The organism is Romboutsia sp. MSSM.1001216sp_RTP31141st1_G3_RTP31141_220114 (assembly GCF_039031195.1).
GTDB lineage: Bacteria > Bacillota > Clostridia > Peptostreptococcales > Peptostreptococcaceae > Romboutsia_C > Romboutsia_C hominis.
The window spans coordinates 175,601-198,783 of record NZ_JBCIUO010000002.1 but is presented as its reverse complement, the minus strand read 5'-3'; the positions used below and the strand labels follow the sequence as shown (position 1 = coordinate 198,783).

15 protein-coding genes are annotated in these 23,183 nt (G+C 28.7%); 14 read left to right on the top strand and 1 reads right to left on the bottom strand.

Annotated features, from left to right (window positions below; all coding sequences use genetic code 11):
* Nucleotides 1–49: 49 nt before the first annotated feature.
* The 11 genes from nifJ (at nucleotide 50) to ABCP60_RS06365 (ending at nucleotide 17,780) form a co-directional block, all read left to right on the top strand.
* Nucleotides 50–3,592, top strand: a complete 3,543-nt coding sequence (nifJ, locus tag ABCP60_RS06415; protein WP_343101484.1) for a pyruvate:ferredoxin (flavodoxin) oxidoreductase — start codon at nucleotides 50–52, stop codon at nucleotides 3,590–3,592.
* A 365-nt stretch (nucleotides 3,593–3,957) separates the two neighbouring features.
* A complete protein-coding gene (locus ABCP60_RS06410) occupies nucleotides 3,958–4,293 on the top strand; it encodes a hypothetical protein (RefSeq protein WP_092924097.1) in 336 nt (111 codons plus the stop codon).
* Between the two features lie 102 nt (nucleotides 4,294–4,395).
* Nucleotides 4,396–6,357, top strand: coding sequence for a fructose-1,6-bisphosphatase (locus ABCP60_RS06405; protein WP_092924100.1), 1,962 nt, complete (start codon nucleotides 4,396–4,398; stop codon nucleotides 6,355–6,357).
* Between the two features lie 291 nt (nucleotides 6,358–6,648).
* Nucleotides 6,649–7,488 carry a PRD domain-containing protein gene (locus ABCP60_RS06400; protein WP_166505915.1) on the top strand — a complete coding sequence of 280 codons (840 nt, stop codon included), beginning with the start codon at nucleotides 6,649–6,651 and terminating at the stop codon, nucleotides 7,486–7,488.
* 268 nt (nucleotides 7,489–7,756) lie between these two features.
* Nucleotides 7,757–9,811 carry a glucose-specific PTS transporter subunit IIBC gene (gene ptsG, locus ABCP60_RS06395; protein ID WP_166505914.1) on the top strand — a complete coding sequence of 685 codons (2,055 nt, stop codon included), beginning with the start codon at nucleotides 7,757–7,759 and terminating at the stop codon, nucleotides 9,809–9,811.
* Nucleotides 9,812–10,059: 248 nt separating this feature from the next.
* A complete protein-coding gene (locus tag ABCP60_RS06390; RefSeq protein ID WP_092924108.1) occupies nucleotides 10,060–11,274 on the top strand; it encodes a carboxylate--amine ligase in 1,215 nt (404 codons plus the stop codon).
* Nucleotides 11,275–11,289: 15 nt separating this feature from the next.
* Nucleotides 11,290–11,994 (top strand): amino acid racemase, encoded by a 705-nt coding sequence (locus tag ABCP60_RS06385; RefSeq protein WP_176579615.1) that lies wholly within the window; start codon nucleotides 11,290–11,292, stop codon nucleotides 11,992–11,994.
* 228 nt (nucleotides 11,995–12,222) lie between these two features.
* Nucleotides 12,223–13,725, top strand: a complete 1,503-nt coding sequence (locus ABCP60_RS06380; RefSeq protein WP_343101483.1) for a UDP-N-acetylmuramoyl-L-alanyl-D-glutamate--2,6-diaminopimelate ligase — start codon at nucleotides 12,223–12,225, stop codon at nucleotides 13,723–13,725.
* 77 nt (nucleotides 13,726–13,802) lie between these two features.
* Nucleotides 13,803–15,458: a LytS/YhcK type 5TM receptor domain-containing protein gene (locus ABCP60_RS06375; RefSeq protein ID WP_343101482.1), complete on the top strand. Its 1,656-nt coding sequence runs from the start codon at nucleotides 13,803–13,805 to the stop codon at nucleotides 15,456–15,458.
* A 14-nt stretch (nucleotides 15,459–15,472) separates the two neighbouring features.
* The gene (locus tag ABCP60_RS06370) at nucleotides 15,473–16,216 is read left to right on the top strand and encodes a LytTR family DNA-binding domain-containing protein (protein WP_343101481.1); all 744 of its coding nucleotides are present in this window, start codon (nucleotides 15,473–15,475) and stop codon (nucleotides 16,214–16,216) included.
* A gap of 130 nt (nucleotides 16,217–16,346) precedes the next feature.
* Nucleotides 16,347–17,780, top strand: a complete 1,434-nt coding sequence (locus ABCP60_RS06365; protein ID WP_343101480.1) for a carbon starvation protein A — start codon at nucleotides 16,347–16,349, stop codon at nucleotides 17,778–17,780.
* A gap of 187 nt (nucleotides 17,781–17,967) precedes the next feature.
* Here the strand turns inward: ABCP60_RS06365 and ychF are convergent, their stop codons facing one another.
* Nucleotides 17,968–19,065, bottom strand: coding sequence for a redox-regulated ATPase YchF (ychF, locus tag ABCP60_RS06360; protein ID WP_092924126.1), 1,098 nt, complete (start codon nucleotides 19,063–19,065; stop codon nucleotides 17,968–17,970).
* Between the two features lie 209 nt (nucleotides 19,066–19,274).
* Here ychF and ABCP60_RS06355 point away from each other — a divergent pair, with 209 nt between their 5' ends.
* The 3 genes from ABCP60_RS06355 to ABCP60_RS06345 are packed head-to-tail and all read left to right on the top strand — an operon-like array spanning nucleotide 19,275 to nucleotide 22,962.
* Nucleotides 19,275–20,381 (top strand): hypothetical protein, encoded by a 1,107-nt coding sequence (locus ABCP60_RS06355; RefSeq protein WP_343101479.1) that lies wholly within the window; start codon nucleotides 19,275–19,277, stop codon nucleotides 20,379–20,381.
* A 9-nt stretch (nucleotides 20,382–20,390) separates the two neighbouring features.
* Nucleotides 20,391–21,656 carry a pitrilysin family protein gene (locus ABCP60_RS06350; protein WP_240275603.1) on the top strand — a complete coding sequence of 422 codons (1,266 nt, stop codon included), beginning with the start codon at nucleotides 20,391–20,393 and terminating at the stop codon, nucleotides 21,654–21,656.
* Nucleotides 21,657–21,669: 13 nt separating this feature from the next.
* Nucleotides 21,670–22,962, top strand: a complete 1,293-nt coding sequence (locus ABCP60_RS06345) for a pitrilysin family protein (RefSeq protein WP_343101478.1) — start codon at nucleotides 21,670–21,672, stop codon at nucleotides 22,960–22,962.
* The last annotated feature ends 221 nt before the right edge of the window (nucleotides 22,963–23,183 follow it).

Here is a 23,183-nt window from a genome sequence, read left to right as displayed (position 1 = left end):
TACTTATAAAGATAAGTACATAAGAGTAATATACGAGGAGGATACAATTATGGCTAAATTTATGAAAACAGTTGACGGAAATACAGCTGCTGCTCATGTTGCTTATGCATTCACTGATGTTGCTGCTATATATCCAATAACTCCGTCTTCAAACATGGCTGAAGTAGTTGACGAATGGTCGGCACAAGGCAGAAAGAATATGTTCGGACAAAAAGTAAGTGTTGTAGAAATGCAATCAGAAGCAGGAGCTGCTGGAGCATTCCACGGTTCATTACAAGCTGGTGCATTAACAACAACTTTCACTGCATCTCAAGGTTTATTATTAATGATACCTAATATGTATAAAGTTGCTGGGGAATTACTTCCAGGGGTATTCCACGTAAGTGCTCGTGCATTAGCAGCTCAAGCATTATCTATATTTGGGGATCATCAAGACGTTATGTCAGCTAGACAAACTGGATGTGTAATGTTAGCATCAGGTTCTGTTCAAGAAGTTGCTGATATAGCACCAGTTGCACACTTAGCTGCAATAGAAGGAAGATTACCTTTCATACATTTCTTCGATGGATTCAGAACATCTCACGAAATACAAAAAGTTGAGTTATTAGACACTGAAGATTATGAAAAATTAATAAACAAAGAAGCAGTAGAAGAGTTCAGAAACAGAGCTTTATCTCCAAATCATCCTGTTACTCGTGGTACTGCTCAAAACCCTGATATATACTTCCAAACAAGAGAAGCTTCAAATAAATATTACAACAACATAGTTGGAATAGTTGAAAAATACATGAAGCAAATGAGCGAATTAACTGGAAGAGAACATGGACTATTTGATTACTACGGAGCACAAGATGCTAAGTATGTATTAGTAGCTATGGGATCTGCTACAGAGGCTATAGAAGAAACAATAGATTACTTAAATGCTCAAGGTGGAAAATACGGTTTAGTTAAGGTTCACTTATTCAGACCATTCTCTACTAAGCATTTATTAGAAAAAATACCAGCAACTGCTGAAAGAATATGTGTAATGGATAGAACTAAAGAGCCAGGTGCTATAGGAGAGCCATTATACTTAGACGTACGTAGTGCATTCTACGGAGCTGAAAATGCTCCAATGATAATAGGTGGAAGATACGGATTAGGATCAAAAGATGTTACTCCATCAGATATAAAAACTATATTTGATAACTTAACTTCTGAAAATCCTAAGAACAACTTCACTGTAGGTATAGTAGATGACGTTACTAATACTTCATTAGAGCCATCTGAACCTATCAAAATAGCTACACCAGGAACTATAAGATGTAAGTTCTGGGGATTAGGATCTGACGGTACAGTTGGGGCTAACAAACAAGCTATAAAAATAATAGGAGACAACACTGAAAAGTATGCTCAAGCTTACTTTGCTTATGACTCTAAGAAGTCTGGTGGTATAACAATGTCTCACTTAAGATTTGGAGATGCTCCAATAAGATCTACTTACTTAATAGATGAAGCTGACTACATAGCTTGTCACAACCAATCATATGTTAACCAATATGATTTATTAAAAGGACTTAAAAAAGGTGGAACATTCGTATTAAATACAATATGGTCACCAGAAGAGTTAGAAACTCATTTACCAGCAAAAATGAAGAGATTCATAGCTGAAAATGAAATAAACTTCTACACTGTAAATGCTACTAAGATAGCTCAAGAAATAGGTCTTGGAAATAGAATAAACATGATAATGCAATCAGCATTCTTCAAGTTAGCTGAGATAATACCTCAAGAAGAAGCTAGCCAATACCTAAAAGATTCTATAAAGAAAGCTTACGGTAAAAAAGGTGAAAAAGTAGTTAACATGAACTTTGAAGCTGTTGAAGCTGGTATGAATGCATTAGTTAAAATAGAAGTTCCAGCTGCTTGGAATCAAGCTGTTGAAAGTGCAGAAACAACAAACTGCGACGAACCAGAATTCATAAAAAATATAGTAAGACCAATGAATGCTCAAGAAGGTGATAGTTTACCAATAAGTGCATTTGATGGAATAGAAGATGGTACATTCCCATGTGGTACTGCAGCTTACGAAAAACGTGGAGTAGCAGTAAATGTTCCTGAGTGGGATGTAAACAACTGTATACAATGTAACCAATGTGCTTATGTATGTCCTCATGCATGTATAAGACCAGTATTAGTAACTGAAGAAGAAATGGCTAATGCTCCAGAAAACTTCAATACTAAAAAAGCAATTGGTAAAGGATTTGAAGGATTACAATACAGAATGCAAGTAAGTCCACTTGACTGTACAGGATGTGGAAACTGTGCTGACATATGTCCAGCTAAAGGTAAAGCATTATTCATGAAACCTCTTGATACTCAAGAAGTTGAAATAGAAAACTGGGCATTCGCTGTAGATACTACAAAGGTTGCTCCTAAAGATGATGTAATGGCTCCTAACACTGTTAAAGGAAGTCAATTCAGACAACCATTAATGGAATTCTCAGGTGCTTGTGCTGGATGTGGAGAAACTCCATACATCAAGTTAGTTACTCAATTATTCGGAGATAGAATGATGATAGCAAATGCTACTGGATGTTCATCAATCTGGGGAGGATCAGCTCCATCAACTCCATACACTGTTAACCATGAAGGTAAAGGTCCATCTTGGGCAAACTCATTATTCGAAGACAATGCTGAATTCGGATACGGAATGATGTTAGCAGTTAAACAAATGAGAAACAAAATAGCTGAAAACATGGAAACATTATTAACAATGGATATATGTGATGCAGCTAGAGAAGCATTTACTGCTTGGTTAGATGCTAAAGAAGATGGAGAAGCTTCAAAAGTAGCAAGCCAAAAAGTATTAGATGTATTAGCTAATGCTCACAATATAGAAAATGCTGAAATAAAAGCTTTAGTTAATGAAATAGAAGAAAGAAAAGATTACCTAGTTAAGAGATCTCAATGGATCCTTGGAGGAGACGGATGGGCTTATGACATCGGTTACGGTGGACTTGACCACGTACTTGCTTCAGGAGAAAATGTAAACGTACTAGTATTTGATACAGAAATATATTCAAATACAGGAGGTCAAGCTTCTAAATCTACTCCAATATCTGCAATGGCTAAGTTCGCTGCAGCTGGTAAGAGATCTAAGAAGAAAGACTTAGGTATGATGGCAATGAGTTACGGAAACGTATATGTTGCACAAGTTGGTATGGGTGCAGATAAGAACCAATTAATGAAGGCTGTAATAGAAGCAGAAGCTTATGATGGACCATCATTAATAATAGCTTACTCTCCATGTATATCTCATGGTATAAAAGAAGGTATGGGTAGAGCTCAAGCTAACATAGAAAAAGCTGTTAAAGCTGGTTACTGGCACTTATACAGATTCAACCCAACATTAAAAGCTCAAGGTAAGAATCCATTCACATTAGATTCTAAAGAGCCAACTGAAAGCTTCAGAGAGTTCTTAATGGGTCAAGTAAGATACGCTGCAATAGCTAAGCAATTCCCAGACGTAGCTGATGAATTATTTACTATGGCTGAAGAAAATGCTAATGAAAGATACAACAACTATAAGAGATTAGCTGAACAATGCTAATAAATATAGTTTAATATAAAGGATGTACTTTTAGAGTACATCCTTTTTTATATAATAGTGTTTTATTACACATAACTTAAGTGAATTTTTTAGTTTAAATATATATTTATAGCTTATTAAATACAAAAAAGCATAAAAATATAAAACATTCATAAAATATTCATAAAGTTAGGCTATAGTAAATGTAAATGAACATACTCCATAAAATAGATTGAAATATATAAAAAGATAGGATAAGTTTTGTTGATAGCTTGTCCTATCTTTTTATTAAGCTTTACTAAATTAATACGTATATTAAAATATAGATTATAAATAAGATTTGCGATATAATGTGTAAGCTAATAATTCAAGAAAGTGAGAGTTTAATGAAAAAGAAAATAATTATAGGAATGCTATTAATAATAGCTATAATTATAGCAATAATTATAGCAAGTAAAAAAGATGAAAAAGATGGAGTTTATTTTACAGATAAAACTTACAATAAAGAGATTAACCCAATATCAAAGGAAACTGCTGTGAATATAATAAAAGCAGAATATGGAGATCTTGTAACTGTAAATAAAGATGATATAAAAAAAGTTGGAGACAAGTACAAGGTTGAACTTTTTATAACTATAAATGATGAAGAACACAGTCATAAAAAAAGTATAGGAGTTCATGAAATAGATATTTATACAGGAGATATGAAGATAGTTAATTAAGTATTTGACTTATTATGTGATAATAATAAACTTAAATAGTGTATACTAATTATAAATGTGATACAATAAATATATAATTATTTAAGTTTGGAGGATTAGAAGTTGAGACCATTAGAAAATGAGTTAAAATATTTAAAACTACTATCAAAACAATATCCAAGCATATCAAAAGCAAGTACTGAAATAATAAACCTAGAGGCAATACTTAACTTGCCTAAAGGAACGGAACACTTTATAACAGATATACATGGAGAATATGAGCCTTTTGTTCATGTTTTAAAAAATGGCTCTGGAGTCATAAAAAGAAAGATAGAAGAACTATTTTCAAATACTATGAGAGAAAATGAGAAAAAAGCATTAGCTACTTTAGTATACTATCCAGAGCAAAAACTAGATTTGATAATAAAGAAAGAAGAAAATCTAGAAGATTTTTATAGAATAAATATATATAGATTAGTTGAACTTTGTAAATATGCATCTAGTAAATACACTAGATCAAAAGTAAGGAAATTATTACCAGAAGATTTTAAGTATATAATAGAAGAATTACTTCATGAATCTATAGATATAAAGCATAAACAATGTTATTACCAAAGTATTGTAGATACAATAATAGAAACTGATAGAGCAAAAGAATTTATAATAGCTATATCTAAAGTTATACAAAAACTAGTAGTAGATAGACTTCATATATTAGGAGATATATACGATAGAGGACCAAGACCAGACGTAGTAATAGATACTTTAATGGATTATCATTCAGTGGATATACAATGGGGAAATCATGATATACTTTGGATGGGTGCTGCAAGTGGAGAAAAAACTTGTATAGCAAATGCTCTTAGGATATCAGCTAGATATGCAAATCTAGATATAATAGAAGATATATATGGAATAAATTTACTTCCTCTTGCTACTTTTGCTATGGAAACTTATAAGGATGACCCTTGCCATTGTTTTATTCCAAAAATTAGTGATCAAAATGTATCAACAAAAGAAAAATCATTAATAGCTAAAATGCACAAGGCAATAAGTATTATACAGTTTAAGTTAGAAGGAGAAGTTATAAATAGAAGGCCTGAGTTTGAGATGCAGCATAGACTTTTACTTAATAATATAAACTATGAAGAAAATACTATTAAATTAAAGGGTAAAGTATATAAATTAAAGGATTCTAATTTCCCAACTATAAACAAAAATAACCCATATGAGTTAAGCAAAGAAGAAAATGAAGTTATAGAAAAATTAGTATCATCTTTTAAAAATAGCGAAAAACTTCAAAAACATATTTCTTTTTTATTCTCAAAAGGAAGTATATACTTAACAGCAAACTCTAACTTACTAATACATGGATGTGTACCTTTAAATGAAGACAAGAGCTTTATGTCTATGAAAATACAAGGTAAAGAATATAAGGGTAAAGCTTTAATGGATAAGATGGAAGCTATATCTAGAGAAGGATATTTCTTTAAAGAAAATACAACTCAAAAACAATATGGAATGGATATGATGTGGTATCTTTGGACAGGAAAGTGTTCATCATTATTTGGTAAAGATGACATGACTACTTTTGAAAGATATTTTATAGCGGAGAAAGAAAGTCACAAGGAAAATAAAAATCCATATTTCAAATTAAGAGAAGATGAAAAGATGTGTGAAAAGATATTTGAAGAATTTAACTTAGACCTAACAGATAGCCATATTATAAATGGTCATGTTCCTGTAGAAAGTAAAAATGGTGAAAGTCCTATAAAGGCAAACGGAAAAATACTAGTCATAGATGGTGGCTTTTCAAGGGCATACCAAAATAAAACAGGACTTGCAGGTTATACTTTAATATATAATTCTCATAGTTTACAATTAGTTTCACACCAACCTTTTACATCAGCAGAAGATGCTATAAAAAAAGAAAGTGATATACTATCAACTACAGAAGTAGTAGAACATAAAGCAAAACGTAAAACAGTAAGAGATACTGATGCAGGTAAAATATTAGAACAAGAAGTAAAAGACTTAAAGTTACTTTTATTAGCTTATAGAAAAGGATTAATTAAAGAAAAATAAATGTTTTCCTAAAATTCTTGACAGAATTAAATACCTATTATAAAATTATAATATAAATAAAACTTGAATAAAAATATACAAATATTTACTTATCAATATTTTGGATTGTTACTGATAGAGCAGGCAATACCTAAGTTGAGACTTTATTTTAGTGTCTTAATTTAGGTATTTTGTATTTATACATATATTTTGTTAAAAAATAATTAAGGTAAAAATATATATAAAAAACAACTAAAATTTAAACTAAGTTTATTTAAAAATGATTGATCTAAAGAATAGAGGTGAGTATATATGCTAATTCAAAAAATATACAATAACAATGTAGTATTGGTTGTAGATGATGAAACTAATAAAGAACTAGTACTCACTGGATGTGGAATTGGATTTAAAAAAAAGGTTGGAGAAAAAGTAGACCAAGATAAAATTGAAAAGAAATTTGTTATGGAAGATGAAAACTTAGCTAAAAAGATAACTAGGATAGTTACTGAAGTGGATGAAGATATATTTAATGTAACTTCTAAGATAATAGAATATGCAAAGCAAAATTTAAATGCAGAACTAGATGATTATATATATGTAGCATTAGCAGATCATATATCATTTGCAATTAAAAGGTATAATCAAAATATAGAAATTAAAAATGATTTACTTTATGAAATAAAAAGGATTCATAAAAAAGAATTCCAAATAGGAATGTGGGCAATAGATTATATAAACAAAGAATTTAATGTAAATTTCACAAAGGATGAAGCAGCATTTATAGCTATGCATATTATAAATGCAAATTATAAAGAAAGCACTAAAGAATCATTTTTAATGACTAAGATAGTAAAAGAAATACTAAATATTATAAGATATTATTATTCAGTAGAATTTAAAGAAGATGATTTTAACTATGATAGATTAGTAACTCATTTAAAATTCTTTGCAAAACGACTTATAAAAAAAGAACAAGTAGAAAATAATGACAATGAACTTTTAGAAATTATAAAAATTCAATATGAAAAACCATATAATTGTTCTTGTAAGATTAAAAAATATATAGAAGATAATCATGAGTATGTAGTTACAGAAGATGAACTTTTATATCTTACACTACATATAAATAGAGTAATAGCAGCTATAAAGTAAAATATTATAAGGTTAAACCTTTAATAATATATATATTAAATAGAAAGTATAAACAATAAGATTGTTACTGGTTGAGCAGGCAAGACTTAAGTTTATAAAAGTAATAATAAGTTAAATTTATGTAATAATTACAATCAATATATACATAATAATATTGATTGGATTTGCAATAATTTATCTTTAAGTTATTTTTATAGATTTAAGTCTTTTTTATTTAATCAATGAAAGTTAAAACTTTCTAAAATTAAAAATATAAAGGAGAGGTATTATGAAAAAGATATTTGGTGTCTTACAAAAAGTAGGGAAAGCTTTAATGCTACCAGTTGCATTACTTCCAGCAGCAGGTATATTACTAGGTGTAAGTAATGCATTAGCTAACCCGGCATTAGTTGAAAAAATGCCGTTTTTATCAACGGGAGCTTTTCCACTTATAATAAATATAATGGAAAGATCTGGAGGAATAATATTTGATAACTTACCTTTACTATTTGCCGTTGGGGTGGCAGTTGGATTAACTGAAGGTGAAGGTGTTGCAGGACTAGCTGCAATAGTTGGTTTCTTAATAATGAATACATCTATGGGTATAATGACTGGTGTAACACCAGATATGATGGGTAACCCAATGTATACAACAACTGTTGGTATACCAACTCTTCAAACAGGAGTTTTTGGTGGTATCATAATTGGTATAATTGCAGCAGGACTTTATAAGAAGTTCTATAAAATAGAATTACCTCAATACTTAGGATTCTTTGCAGGTAAGAGATTTGTTCCAATAGTTACAGCAGCATCAGCTATATTAATAGGTATAGCCTTATCATTTATATGGCCACCTATACAAAATGCATTATTAAACTTCTCAAGAACAGTAATAGAAGCTAACATAACATTAGCAGCATTTGTATTTGGTATAATAGAAAGAGCATTAATACCTTTTGGATTACATCACGTGTTCTATAATCCTTTCTGGTATCAATTTGGTGAATACATAGATAAAGCAGGAAACTTAGTAATGGGTGACCAAAGTATATTCTTTGCTCAACTTAAAGATGGTGTAGCATTTACAGCAGGTACATTTATGACAGGTAAGTTCCCATTTATGATGTTTGGACTTCCAGCAGCTGCACTTGCAATGATTCATACAGCTAAGCCAGAAAAGAGAAAGTATGTTGCAGGTATAATGGCATCAGCAGCACTTACATCTTTCTTAACAGGTATAACTGAACCATTAGAGTTTGCATTTTTATTCGTTGCACCAGGATTATTTGCAGTACACTGCTTATTTGCTGGTTTATCATTTGCTGTAATGCAAATACTAAATGTTAAAATAGGTATGACATTCTCAGGTGGGTTATTTGACTTCTTACTATTTGGAGTATTACCAAATAGAACGCCATGGTATTTAGTAATACTAGTTGGTGCAGTATTTGCAGTAGTTTACTATTTCGGATTTAGATTCTTAATAACTAAGTTTAATTTAAAGACTCCAGGTAGAGAAGATGAGAGTGAAGACAGCACAAATACAACATTAAACAACAGTGAATTAGCAGCAGGTATACTAGAAGCATTAGGAAACAAAGAAAACTTAAAAAGTTTAGATGCTTGTATAACAAGACTTAGAGTAGCTGTTGAAGATATAAATAAAGTAGACCAAGCAAGACTTAAAGAACTTGGAGCTGCAGGTGTTATGGTAGTTGGTAACAATGTACAAGCTATATTTGGGCCAAAATCAGATACATTAAAATCAGAAATAAACGAAATAATATCTGGAAAAGTAAAAGTTAATGCACCTAAAAAAGGTGAAATCAAAAAGGCTGAAGTAAAAGAAGATAAGCCTAAGGCTAAAGATGAAGTAGAATTAACTTCTACAGGTGAAGAAATAATATCTTTAGTGAATGGTGAATTAATGGATATATCACAAGTTCCAGATGAAGTATTCTCAACTAGATTAATGGGAGATGGATTTGCTATAAAATCTAATGATGGAGAAATATATTCTCCAGTAAATGGTACAGTAGGAGTCGTATTCCCAACGAAACATGCAGTGATAATAGAATCAGAAAATGGAAGAGAAGTGCTTATACATTTAGGAATAGAAACCGTTAAATTAGAAGGTAAAGGCTTTGAAGTATTTGTTGAAGTTGGACAAAAAGTTAAAGCTGGAGATAAACTAGTAAAAATGGATTTAGATTATATCGAGAAAAATGCAACATCAACAATAAGTCCAGTAGTATTTACTAATTTAGGACCAGATGAAAAGATATCTATAAAAGAAGGTCCTATAAAAGCTAAGGAAAAAAATAGAGTAAGTATAGTTAAATAGTTAATAAAAAAGCTAGTTATAAAATTTTATAACTAGCTTTTTATACTAAAATGATATTCTTAAATATTTAAGCTAAATTTGACAATATTAAGAAAAAAATAAGTAAAACGACATTTGAAATAAAATTTAGTATGGTATTTTTTGCAAATAGATTGAAGTAACTAGAATTTTGACATAATAATGTAAATCAAGTATAATTAATAAGATGAATTTAACTACAAATGAAATTCTTAAACGAGGTGGAAAGTGTGGATAATATAATAATACAACCAGTATTGGTTGGTGGTGATATAAATTGCTACTCAGTAGCAAGAGCATACCATGAAGCTTATGGAGTTAAGTCTATAGCTTTTGGTAGATATGCATTAGGGGCGACAAAAGATAGTAACATAATAGATTTTAGAATAGACGAAAGAATAACAGAAGAAAAAGAGTTTATAGATGTATTACTTAAAACTGCAGATGAATTAGCTGCACCTAATAAAAAGCTAATAATAATGGGATGTACCGATGAATATGCAGAATTAATAATAGACCATAGAGATATACTTAAAGAAAAGTACATAGTTCCATATATAGGCAAGGAATTAAAAGATAAGTTAATAGAAAAAGAATTATTCTATAAAATGTGTGAAGAAAAAGGATTAGACTATCCTAAGACTTTCATATATTCAAAAGGTGATGAAATAAAAGACTTTGGATTTAAGTATCCAGTTATAATAAAACCTTCTGACAGTGTATTATATTGGCAATTCCCATTTGAAGGAATGAAAAAAGCTTATATAGCACAAAATGAAACAGAGTTCAAAGAAATAACGAACTCAATATATGCTGGTAAGTATGACAAAAACTTAATAATACAAGACTTTATACCAGGGGATGATTCACATATGAGAGTTTTAACTTGCTATTCTGATCAACATGGTAAAGTTAAAATGATGTGTTTAGGACATGTATTATTAGAAGAGCATACTCCAAAAGGAATAGGAAATCATGCTGCTATAATAACAGAATATGATAAAGACTTAATGGAAAAGTTTAAGGCATTTTTAGAGGATATAAATTATACAGGATTCTCTAACTTTGATATAAAGTTTGATAGTAGAGATAACACTTATAAAGTGTTTGAAATAAACTTAAGACAAGGTAGAAGTAACTACTATGTAACTAGTTCAGGAAACAACATAGCTAGATATGTTGTAGAAGACAGAGTATATAACAAAGAATTAGATTTAAAAATACAAAAAGATCCATTCTTCTGGCATGTTATACCAAAGAATGTAGTTTATAAATATGTTAAAGATCAAGCTTTAGTAAATAAAGCTAAATCATTAGTAGCACAAGGAAAAAGTGCAACTTCATTTGGATATGACAAAGACTTAAAAGGAAACTTTAAAAGAAGTTTATATATATTATTATATAACATAAACCAAATGAGAAAGTTCAAAAAATATTGTAAATAGATTGGTGAGATTATTATGAACAAGACAGTTGGAGTTATTGGTGGATTAGGACCTATGGCCACGGTTTACTTTTTTGACATGGTAGTGAGATTAACAGATGCAAAGTCTGATCAAGATCATGTTGATATGATAATAACTAACCGAGCTACTACTCCTGATAGAACCGCATACATAATAGGAGAAAGTGAAGATTCTCCAGTAGATGTTCTTATAAAAGACAGTAAAAGGTTAGAGGCATGTGGCTCAGATTTTATAGTGATAACTTGTAATACAGCACATTATTTCTATAAAGAAATTTCAGAAAGTGTAAATATACCTGTTGTAAATATAATAGAAGAGACTGTAAAACATGCTAAAGAAAATGGACACAAAAAATTAGGTATATTAGCTACAACTGGAAATATAAAAACTAAGTTATATCAGAATATGTGTGAAAAATATGAAATAGACTATTTAACACTAGATGAAGATAGACAAAGTGATGTAATGAGTATAATCTACAATGATATAAAAAGTGGAAAGCCTGCAAATATGAATAAATTCGATGCTATTATTGACTATCTAAAGTCAAATGATTGTGATGGAGTTATACTAGGATGTACAGAGCTTTCAATACTTAAAAATGACAACAATTTAGATGGTAAATTTTATATAGATTCGCTAGAAGTTTTAGCTAGAAAGTCTATAGAAAATAGTGGTAAAAAAGTTAAGGAAGCTTAAAATAAGCTTTATATATAATTTAAAGACTAAAAACAAAGAAAGCAGAGTGGTATATACTACTCTGCTTTTATAAAGATAATAAAAATTAGTATCTTAAATCATTAAAGTCTTATAAAAGGTATAAAATTGTATAAAAAGTTATATGTATAACAATAATTTTTTTTTATCAAAAAACTCAATATTGTGCTATACTTACATAGATAAGAAGACTTATTAGGAGGGCTAAAGATGAAATTATTAGAAGTTATGAATGGGGTAGAATTTACCTCTCAAAAGCCTTGGAATGAAATAGAAAATACAGAAATAAAAGACATAGCATACAACTCTTCCAAATGTGAAGACGGATATATATTTGTAGCGATAAAGGGTGAGACTGTAGATGGTCACAAATATGCTAAAGATGCATATAAAAGAGGAACAAGAGTATTTATACTACAAGATGATGTAGAATTAGGAGAAGATGCTATAAAGCTATTTGTAAAAGATAGTAGGATAGCACTATCAAATATGTCATCAAATTACTTTGGTAATCCATCAAGAGAATTAAAAGTAATAGGTGTGACAGGAACTAAAGGAAAGACAACTATAACTAATTATATAAGTGAAGTATTAAACCAAGCTGGAATAAACACAGGGGTTATAGGAACTAATGGAACTTTCTACAATGGTAAGAGTGAAAAAACAGTTAATACAACTCCTGAAAGTTATGAATTACACCGAATATTTAGAACTATGCTAGATGAAGGTGTTAAATGTGTATCTATGGAAGTTTCTTCTGGTGGAATAATGATGAATAGAGTTGAAGATGTAAACTTTGATATAGGAATATTCTCGAATTTATCTCCAGACCACATAGGGCCAAAAGAACATCCAACATTTGAACATTACTTAGAGTGTAAGGCTAAATTATTTACATTATGTGACCATGGAATAATAAATATAGATGATAAGCATGCTAAGGACATAATAAAACATGCAACTTGTCATATAGAAACTTTTGGGATAGAGAAAGATGCAGATTTAAAAGCTAAAAATATAAAGTATTCTAGAGAACTAGATTCATTAGGGACAAGCTTTGATGTAGAAACTAAAGATGATATATTTAATGCATATATATGTTCGCCAGGTACTTTTAGTATATACAATGCACTAGCAGTTATATCAGTTTGTAGATATTTAAAGATAGACCAAAGATTAATGTTAGATGCCCTTAAAAATGCTAAAGTAAAAGGTAGAGTTGAAGTACTTCCTGTACTTGATTATGCAACGGTAATAATAGATTATGCTCATAATGGAGTTAGTTTAGAAAATATACTTCAAACTCTTAAAAAATATGATCACAATAGATTGATATGTTTATTTGGATCAGTTGGAGGAAGAACTAAGTTAAGAAGAAAAGAACTTGGAGATGTTGCATCCAGAGAATGTGACTTATGTATATTAACAGGAGATAACCCAGATTTTGAAGATCCAATGGATGTAATAAATGATATAGCTAAGTCATTTGAAGGTTCAAAATGTGAGTATATAAAAGTGCCAGATAGAGAAGAGGCCATAATAAAAGCTATAGAGATAGCTAAAGAAGGAGATATGATAGTCTTTGCAGGAAAAGGACATGAAGAATATCAACTTATAAAAGGTGAAAGAGTACCTTTTAGTGAAACAGAAATAGCTAAAAAAGCAGCAGCTAAGTTAATGGAAAGCAGAAAAATTATGGTAGAATCCTTATAATTAAAGAGACTAAAAAGGGAAGTTTAATACTTCTCTTTTTAGTGTCTATACTAATATTAAAAAAATGGAGAAATTTCATGAATGAAGGGAAAATATTTTTATCATTACTAGAAAAATCAAGCTTAATAATAGTTTTATTTATAATGATAACTAAGATAAAGGGGTTTAAGTACATATTTCAAAAAGAAAAATATAAAGCTAAAGATTTAATGATAATATCTATTATATTTAGTTTATTAGCAATACTTGGTACTTACAATGGAATAAGTGTACAAGGTTCTCTTGCAAATACTCGAATAATAGCCATAGTATCTGGAGGTGTATTATTTGGACCTTTAGTTGGTATAGTATCGGGTGTAATATCAGGAGTTCATAGATATATAATAGATATACATGGCATAACCTCTTTTCCATGTTTTATATCTAGTATATTTGCAGGAATTATATCGGGATATTTTTACAAAAGAATAGATGATAAATATAGATGGATATATGGTATTTTATGTGGTGTAATATCAGAAAGTTTTACTATGTTGTTAATATATTTGATTTCGAAGCCACATAATGTAGCAGTAAATATTATACATAAAATATATATACCAATGATAGTAGGTCAAATTGGTATAGGTTTTTTAGTATCTATTGTACAAGCTATAAAAAAAGAAAAGGATGAAGTAGCAGCATTTCAATCAAAGTTAGCGCTAGATATAGCAAATAAGACACTACCTTACTTTAGGTCTATAAATAAAGATTCCTTAAGAATTATATGTCAAATAATAAAAGATGAAATTAACTCAGATTCAGTAGCAATAACAGATAGAGAAAAAGTATTAGCCTATGTAGGAATAGGAGAAGAAATATTTAATAGATCTACAGGTCTTAGTGATATAACCAAAGAATCTATGGAAAAAAATAAAATATTAAATATAAAAGTAGAAAATGAAGGATATTCTGTAAGTGAGAAAGTAAATTTAAAAACAGTCATGATAATACCTTTAACTGAATCTAATAAAGTCATAGGAAGTCTAAAAATATATTATACAGAGCAATATGATATGAGTCATTCAAAAAAAGCGCTAGCCATAGGACTATCTCAAATGATATCTACATTAATGGAAGTATCAAAAATTGAAAAAATGAAAGAGGCTAAAAATAAAGCAGAAATAAAAGCTCTACAAACCCAAATAAATCCTCACTTTTTATTTAATGCATTAAATACTATAACATCCTTTATAAGAATTGATCCAGATAAAGCAAGAAAGCTTATTATAAATCTTTCTACTTATATGAGGTATAATCTAGAAGTTACAGACAATCTAATTGATATAAATAAAGAATTAGAGCAAGTAAAAGCTTATGTAGAAATAGAAAAGGCAAGATTTGGAGATAAATTAAATGTTATTTATGATATAGATGAGGATATAAAAGTGAAGATACCAAGCCTTATAATACAACCTCTAGTAGAAAATGCAATTATACATGGAATAAGAAAAAATGGAGGACATGGTGTAGTAGTAATAGGAGTTAAAAAAGATAAAGATAGAACTAAAATATGGGTAGAAAATGACGGGTTAACTATAGATCAAGAGATAATTAATAGAGTTTATAATAATAATATGTCAGAAAATAAGATAGGTCTTTATAATGTTCATTTAAGACTTAAGTTAATATATGGACATGGTTTAGATATAAAGAGGTTAAATCCAGGAACTAAGATAGAATTTAAAGTATAGAAAGGGGATGCTAGATGAAAGCTATAATAGTTGAAGATGAGTTTCCAGCAAGAGAAGAACTAAAATATTTTATAAATAATTTTAGTAATATAGAAGTGATAAATGAGTTTGATAATGGAGTAGATGTACTAAAATTTATACAAGAAAATAGCGTAGATGTAATATTTTTAGATATAAATATACCTATGCTAGATGGTATGCTACTTGCAAAAACAGTAAGACAATTTAAAAAAAGCCCCAAAATAGTTTTTATAACAGCTTACAAAGAACATGCAGTAGATGCATTTGAATTAGAAGCTTTTGATTATATATTAAAGCCATACTCAGATGATAGAATTGTATCTATGTTAAAAAAGCTTGAAAAGAGTGATGCACTAGATGAGAGCACTAATAATTACGAGGAAGTAACAATTGAAAATAAGAAAAATTTATCTAGTGTTAGCTTATGGAAAAATGATAAGTTAATAGTAGTTAATATAGAAGATATATATTATTGTGAGGCAAGAGAAAGAGAGACTATAGTATTTACAAAAGATAATGAATACATAGTAAAGGGATGTATAAAAGAGTTTGAAAAAAATCTAGGAAAAGAAATATTCTTTAAGACACATAGATCTTTTATTGTAAATGTATATAAGATAAAAGAAATAATACCATGGTTTAATAGTACATATAAGTTAAAATTAAAAGATATAAACACAGAGATACCTGTTAGTAGAAGTAATATAAAAGAATTTAGAAAAATTATGCATATATAATTGTATTTTATGTTATTATTTATGCATTTCATGTAAAAATATATCTTTAAAAGTCAAAAAAACGTTATTATATCCTTGGAATAATTAATACAAAAACTTAAAGAATAAAGTTTTAAAAAGGAGAAAAGGTATGATAACATTTTTAGTATGCTTAGCAATACTTATAGTTGGATATTTCACTTACGGAACTTATGTAGACAAAATGGTTAAGTTAAGTGATAATAATCAAACTCCAGCAGTAAGATTACAAGATGGAATAGATTACATTCCAATGCCTTGGTACAAGGTATTTTTAATACAATTTTTAAATATAGCAGGAACAGGTCCTATATTTGGTGCTATAATGGGGGCATTATTTGGTCCAGTAGCATTTTTATGGATAACGTTTGGTACTATATTTGCAGGAGGAGTTCACGACTTCTTCTCAGGGGTTATATCAATGAAGCATGATGGTATGTCAGTTTCTGAAATAGTTGGTATATACTTAGGTGGAAAGATGAAAACAGTAATGAGGGTATTCTCAGTAATACTTCTTATATTAGTTGGTACAGTTTTCGTTACATCACCAGCAGGTCTTTTAAAATCTATGACAGGTGTAGATCAAATAGTATGGATAGTACTAATAATAATATACTATATAGCTGCAACTGTTTTACCAGTTGATAAGGTTATAGGTAAGATATATCCATTATTTGGAGCAGCTTTATTATTTATGGCTATAGGATTAGCAGGAGCTATGATAGTAGGTAATATAAATGGAACTATGGTAATGCCAGAGTTAACTTTACAAAATATGCATCCAGAGGGATTATCTTTATTCCCATTCTTATTCGTAACAATAGCTTGTGGGGCAATATCAGGATTCCATGCAACTCAGTCACCTATGATGGCTAGATGTATAAACAACGAAAGAGAAAGTAAAAAAGTATTCTATGGAGCAATGGTTGTTGAAGGTATAGTTGCATTAGTATGGTGTGCAGTTTCAATAGCATTCTTTGGAGATAGTTTATCACTACAAGCGGCATTAGCTGAATTTGGTGGTCAATCAGGAGTTGTTGGATTAATATCTAAGTCATTATTAGGTCAAGTAGGTTCAATACTTGCAGTACTTGGGGTTGTTGCTTGTCCTATAACAAGTGGAGATACAGCATTTAGAAGTGCAAGACTTACAATAGCTGACTCATTTAATATAAAGCAAGATACGTTCATGAGTAGATTTAAGATAGCTATACCATTATTCATAGTATGTATATTCTTAACTACAATAGACTTTAACATAATATGGAGATATTTTGCTTGGTCTAACCAAACATTAGCTACAATATTCTTATGGACAGCTACAGTATATTTAATAAAGAACAATGTTAATTATTGGATAACTTTAGTACCAGCAACATATATGACATCAGTATGTATGTCATATATATTACAAGCTCCAGAAGGATTTAGATTAAATGCTACATTATCAAATGGAGTAGGAGTAGTAGTTGCATTAGTATTATTTGGATTATTCTTAGTAAATAGACAAAAATTTGCTAATATGGATATAAAGAAAAATGCTTAATTAAATATAAAAAAGAGTTACCTTAATTGGTAACTCTTTTTTATATTTTAGAATAATTGATTTACATATTTAATATTACTATCATTTTAATTTATAGATTATACTCAATTACTAAGCAAATATATTTTATTAGGAAACAAAAAAGTATCTATAAATATAAAAATTTATAGATACTTAAAATTATTTATTATACGTTAAATCTAAATAATATAACATCTCCATCTTTAACTACATAATCTTTACCTTCAAGTCTAACTAATCCTTTTTCTTTAGCAGCAGTCATAGTACCAACTTGAGCTAAATCTTCAAATGCTATAGTTTCTGCACGTATAAATCCTCTTTCTATATCAGAGTGTATCTTTCCACCAGCTTGAGGTGCCTTAGTACCAACTTTTATAGTCCAAGCTCTAACTTCTTGAGGACCAGCTGTTAAGTAAGAAACAAGTCCAAGTAAAGCATAAGAAGATTTTATTAATTTATCTAGACCAGATTGTTCTAAACCTAAAGTTTCTAAGAATTCTTTCTTTTCTTCATCAGTATCAAGTTCAGATATTTCTGCTTCTATTTGAGCACAAACAACAACAACTTCAGCATTTTCAGTAGCAGCAAATTCTCTAACTTTATTTACGTATGGATTGTTTGCAGCTTCATCAGCTAAATCATCTTCACTTACGTTTGTAGCGTATATTACTGGCTTTGAAGTAAGTAAGTTTAATGAGTTAACAAAAGTTTGCTCATCTTCAGTGAAATCCATAGTTCTAACACACTTACCATCTTCTAAAGTTGCTTTTATAGCATTTAAAAACTCTAATTCAGAAACTAAAGACTTATCTGCCTTAGCAGCTTTTTGAGTTTTTTGTATTCTTCTATCTAATATCTCTATATCAGAGAATATTAATTCTAAGTTTATAGTTTCTATATCTCTAAGTGGATCAACACTTCCATCAACGTGAACAACGTTAGGATCTTCAAAACATCTAACAACGTGAACTATAGCATCAACTTCTCTTATATGAGATAAAAATTTATTTCCAAGTCCTTCACCTTTAGAAGCTCCTCTAACAAGACCTGCTATATCGCAGAATTCTATTGCAGTAGGAACTATCTTTTTAGAATCATATAACTCTTTTAATTTATCTAATCTTTCATCTGGAACAGCCACAACACCAACATTTGGCTCTATTGTACAGAAAGGGTAGTTTGCAGATTCTGCACCTGCTTGAGTTATTGCGTTAAATAGTGTACTTTTACCAACATTTGGTAAACCAACTATACCTAATTTCATATTCATCGTCCTCTCTTTTATGATAATTTAAACAACCTGCATGTTGTAAATATCAGCTTATTAAATTTATTATACTATTTTAACAAAGTCACATTATGGGTTATTAAGTTATACTTTGTTATTTTAGACATACATATTAATTATACATCATATATATAACAGATGTAAACTAGGCATGTACATCAAAAACCATTTTTGGAGTTGATAGTATGTTAATTTTGATTACTTTATTTATAGCCATAGGATTAAGTTTAATACTAAAAGGCTATATGGAAAATATATTTATAATTATAAGTGCCATAATATTTTATAGACAGATAATAATATATAAAGAATATAAAAATCTACCTTATGCTTTTTTAATTTCCTTTATAGTATTAAACTCATTTATTTTTTTTATTAAAGAAAGTGTAAACATAAAAGAAGTACAACCTATAGGTGAAAAAGAAGAAACTTTAGTGTTATTAGTATCTGAGGGTGAAGATAGAAATTATAATATAAGAGAAAGAACTACTCAAATATATTATGAAAATGGGTATAAATCATTTATAACGGGTATAAGTGATTTATATAAATATAAATCTTATTACACAGACTTAGGAGATAGCGATTTTAAAAGGAAGACAAAAGAAATCGAAGAAAAGTTAAAACTTCATTTAGGAGAAGGATATGAGGTAGTAAATACGTATATGTACTCAAAACCATATTTTGAAAAAAGTATAGAAAATATAGTAGAAAGTAGGTATAAAAAAATAATAGTATGTCCTTTGTTTATGACAGAAGGAAAAGACTACAAAATATTTAAAGAAAGATATGAAAAATTAACACTAGTTCATCATGATTTATTTAATGTAGAAATATTAGAACCACTTTATAAATCGAATAATTTAGCTATGGTTTATAAAAATGAAGTAATAAGAAAAATAAATGAAATAGATGATGATGCTGGAGTACTATTAATAGGATTTGAGGATAAAAACAATTTAGAACAAGATATATTATTTAGAGAAAAAATAAAAACATACATAGAATATGAAGATAAAGATGATAGAATTCAAATAAAAATGCCTCTTTTAGAAAATAATAAAGACGATATAATAAAAGATGGGGAAGAATTGTTAGAATATGGAATAAACACATTGTATGTTGTTTTTCCTACATGCGCAATAGATAGTATATACACAAGGTATTTAGTAGATAGTATACTTAAAAATCTTGATATGGGAAATACTAAATTTTACTATATAGACCCTGAAAAAAAGATAGATTCTATAGTTGATGAACTTTTTACAAGAATATCATTAATGAATACGTAGGAGGATAAGATGGAAAAAGACGTAAAAAAAATAAGCTTAGGTCAAAATATTAATTTAACATTAATACCTGCAAGTAAGTTTAAGTCTAATTTAGTTAGTATATATATACAAAGACTATTAGACAGAGAAGAAGTAACAAAAAATGCATTATTACCTGCTATAATAACTAGTGGATGCGAGAAATATCAAAGTTCAAGAGAAATATCACATAAGTTAGATGATTTATATGGTTCATCTGTTATGGGAGATGTATCTAAAAGAGGAGAACGTCAAGTAATAAGTTTTAAAATAATAAGTACTAATCAAAAATATTTAGATGAAAAGATATTTAAAGATGTAATTGAGTTTTTTAATGAAGTATTAAATAAACCTTTAGTAATAGATAATGGATTTAAAAAAGATTACGTAGATATAGAAAAAAGAAACTTAAAAGATAGAATACAAGCAAAAATCAATGATAAAGGTAGATATGCACTTGAAAGATGTTTTGAGGAAATGTGCAAAGATGAAAGATATAGTATAAGTGAATATGGATACGAAGAAGATTTAGAAAAAATAAACGAAAAAGACTTATACGAACATTACAAGAAAATAATAAAAACATCTCCAATAGACATAGTTGTAGAAGGAGATTTTGATGAGGAAGAAGTAAAAGAAACAATAACTAAAAACTTTACTTTTGAAAGAGATGAAATAATAGATATACCAAGAGCTACTTATGAAAAGAAAGTAGAAAAAGTAAAAACTATTGAAGAAAAAATGGATATAACTCAAGGTAAATTAGTAATGGGATATAGAGCAAATATAGACTATAGTGATGAAAATAAATACTATCCACTAATAGTTGGTTCTAATGTATTAGGTGGTGGACCACATTCTAAGATGTTTGTAAATATAAGAGAGAAAGAAAGCTTATGTTACTATATATATTCATCAGTTGAAAAATACAAATCTATATTATTTGTATCTTCTGGAATAGAATCTCAAAACTATGAAAAAACAGTGGAATTAGTAGGTAAGCAATTAGATAGTGTTAAAAAAGGAGAAATATCTAAAGAAGAAATTGAAAACAGTAAAAGTGCTTTAATAAACTCTATGAAATCATTAGGAGATAGCATAGGAGGAATGTCTGATTTTTATTTTGCACAGGGAATGAGTAAAACAAATTCTACAGTAGAAGAAATAATAAACAAAGTGGCAGGCGTAGAAATTGAAGATATAGTTAAAGCATTTGAAAATATAGAACTTGATACTATATATTTCTTAAGAAATTAGTGAGGTGATAGATATGGATAAAATAGTTAATGATATACTAAATGAAGAAATGTACTATGAAAAGTTAGAAAATGGACTTGATGTTTACTTTATGCCTAAAAAAGGATTTACTAAAAAATATGCAGTATTAGCTACAAACTATGGTTCTAATGAACTAGAATTTGTACCTATTGGAGAAAATGAAAAAATAAGGGTAAATGAAGGAATAGCACATTTTTTAGAACACAAAATGTTTGAACAACCAGATGGCGGAAATGCTTTTGATAAATTTTCTAAATGGGGAGCAAGTGCAAATGCATTTACTAACTTTACTATGACAGCATATTTATTCTCATGTACTGAAAATTTCTATGAGAGTTTAGAACATTTAATAGACTATGTACAAACTCCTTATTTTACAGATGAAAATGTGGAAAAAGAAAAGGGAATAATAGAACAAGAAATTAAAATGTATAATGATGATCCAGATTGGAATGTATACTTTAACTGTCTTAAAGCATTATATGTTAATTATCCAGTAAGAGTAGACATTGCAGGTACAGTTGATAGTATATATAAAATAACAAAAGAAGAATTATACAAATGCTATAATACTTTTTATAACCCAGAAAATATGGCACTATTTGTTGTTGGTGACTTAGAGGTAGATAAGGTTATGGATGTTGTTAAAAAATCTAATAACTACGATGTAGACAAGTTATCTCATAAAATAGAAAAATTTTATCCAAATGAACCTAAAGAAGTAAATCAAAAGGAAGTAGTTGCGAAGTTCCCTATATCTATGCCAATGTTTAATATAGCATTTAAGGATGATAATGTAGGTATAAAAGGAAATGAACTACTTAAAAAAGAAATAGCTACTGAAATATTAATAGATATAATATTTAAAAAAGGTAGCAGACTATATGAAGATTTATATATGAGTGGATTAATTAATGAAAACTTTGGAGCAGGGTTCTCATCTCAAATCGACTATGCATTTACAATAATAGGTGGAGATTCGAATAATCCAAGAGAAGTAAAGAATAAAATATTAGAATATGTAGAAAAATATAAAAAAGAAGGCTTAGATGAAAAAGAGTTTGAAAGAATAAAGAAAAAGAAAATAGGAAACTTTTTAAAATACTTTGACTCTGTAAACTTTATAGCTAATAACTTTATATCTTATAAATTTAAGGATATAAATTTACTAGACTATCTAGATGTACTAAAATCAATAGAATTTAGTGAAGTAGAAAAAAGATTACACAGTCACTTAAAAGAAGAATATTGTGTAATATCTATAGTTGAACCAAGTGGAAAATAAAAAATAGCTAACTCATGAGAGTTAGCTATTTTTTATAGTGAAAAGTCAATAGAAAAATAAAAAAATTATAAATGAATACAAGTACTGGAATTTCAATGTATTTAAATTGTATAAATTAAGAGAAAACAGAGGTCTTTTGTTGACACAAGATACAACTTGACAATATAATGAGGTTGTAGGTTATAAAAACTTTTGATTAAGTCACCTAAATAAATGAAGAA

Bases quoted from the DNA above. Each gene is read 5' to 3' on its own strand.
- ABCP60_RS06400 (WP_166505915.1), top strand. From the start codon at position 6,649: ATGCTAATTCAAAAAATATACAATAACAATGTAGTATTGGTTGTAGAT.
- ychF (WP_092924126.1), bottom strand. From the start codon at position 19,065: ATGAAATTAGGTATAGTTGGTTTACCAAATGTTGGTAAAAGTACACTA.
- ABCP60_RS06350 (WP_240275603.1), top strand. From the start codon at position 20,391: ATGGAAAAAGACGTAAAAAAAATAAGCTTAGGTCAAAATATTAATTTA.
- ABCP60_RS06370 (WP_343101481.1), top strand. From the start codon at position 15,473: ATGAAAGCTATAATAGTTGAAGATGAGTTTCCAGCAAGAGAAGAACTA.
- ABCP60_RS06380 (WP_343101483.1), top strand. From the start codon at position 12,223: ATGAAATTATTAGAAGTTATGAATGGGGTAGAATTTACCTCTCAAAAG.
- ABCP60_RS06375 (WP_343101482.1), top strand. From the start codon at position 13,803: ATGAATGAAGGGAAAATATTTTTATCATTACTAGAAAAATCAAGCTTA.
- ABCP60_RS06345 (WP_343101478.1), top strand. From the start codon at position 21,670: ATGGATAAAATAGTTAATGATATACTAAATGAAGAAATGTACTATGAA.
- nifJ (WP_343101484.1), top strand. From the start codon at position 50: ATGGCTAAATTTATGAAAACAGTTGACGGAAATACAGCTGCTGCTCAT.
- ABCP60_RS06355 (WP_343101479.1), top strand. From the start codon at position 19,275: ATGTTAATTTTGATTACTTTATTTATAGCCATAGGATTAAGTTTAATA.
- ABCP60_RS06410 (WP_092924097.1), top strand. From the start codon at position 3,958: ATGAAAAAGAAAATAATTATAGGAATGCTATTAATAATAGCTATAATT.
- ptsG (WP_166505914.1), top strand. From the start codon at position 7,757: ATGAAAAAGATATTTGGTGTCTTACAAAAAGTAGGGAAAGCTTTAATG.
- ABCP60_RS06385 (WP_176579615.1), top strand. From the start codon at position 11,290: ATGAACAAGACAGTTGGAGTTATTGGTGGATTAGGACCTATGGCCACG.
- ABCP60_RS06365 (WP_343101480.1), top strand. From the start codon at position 16,347: ATGATAACATTTTTAGTATGCTTAGCAATACTTATAGTTGGATATTTC.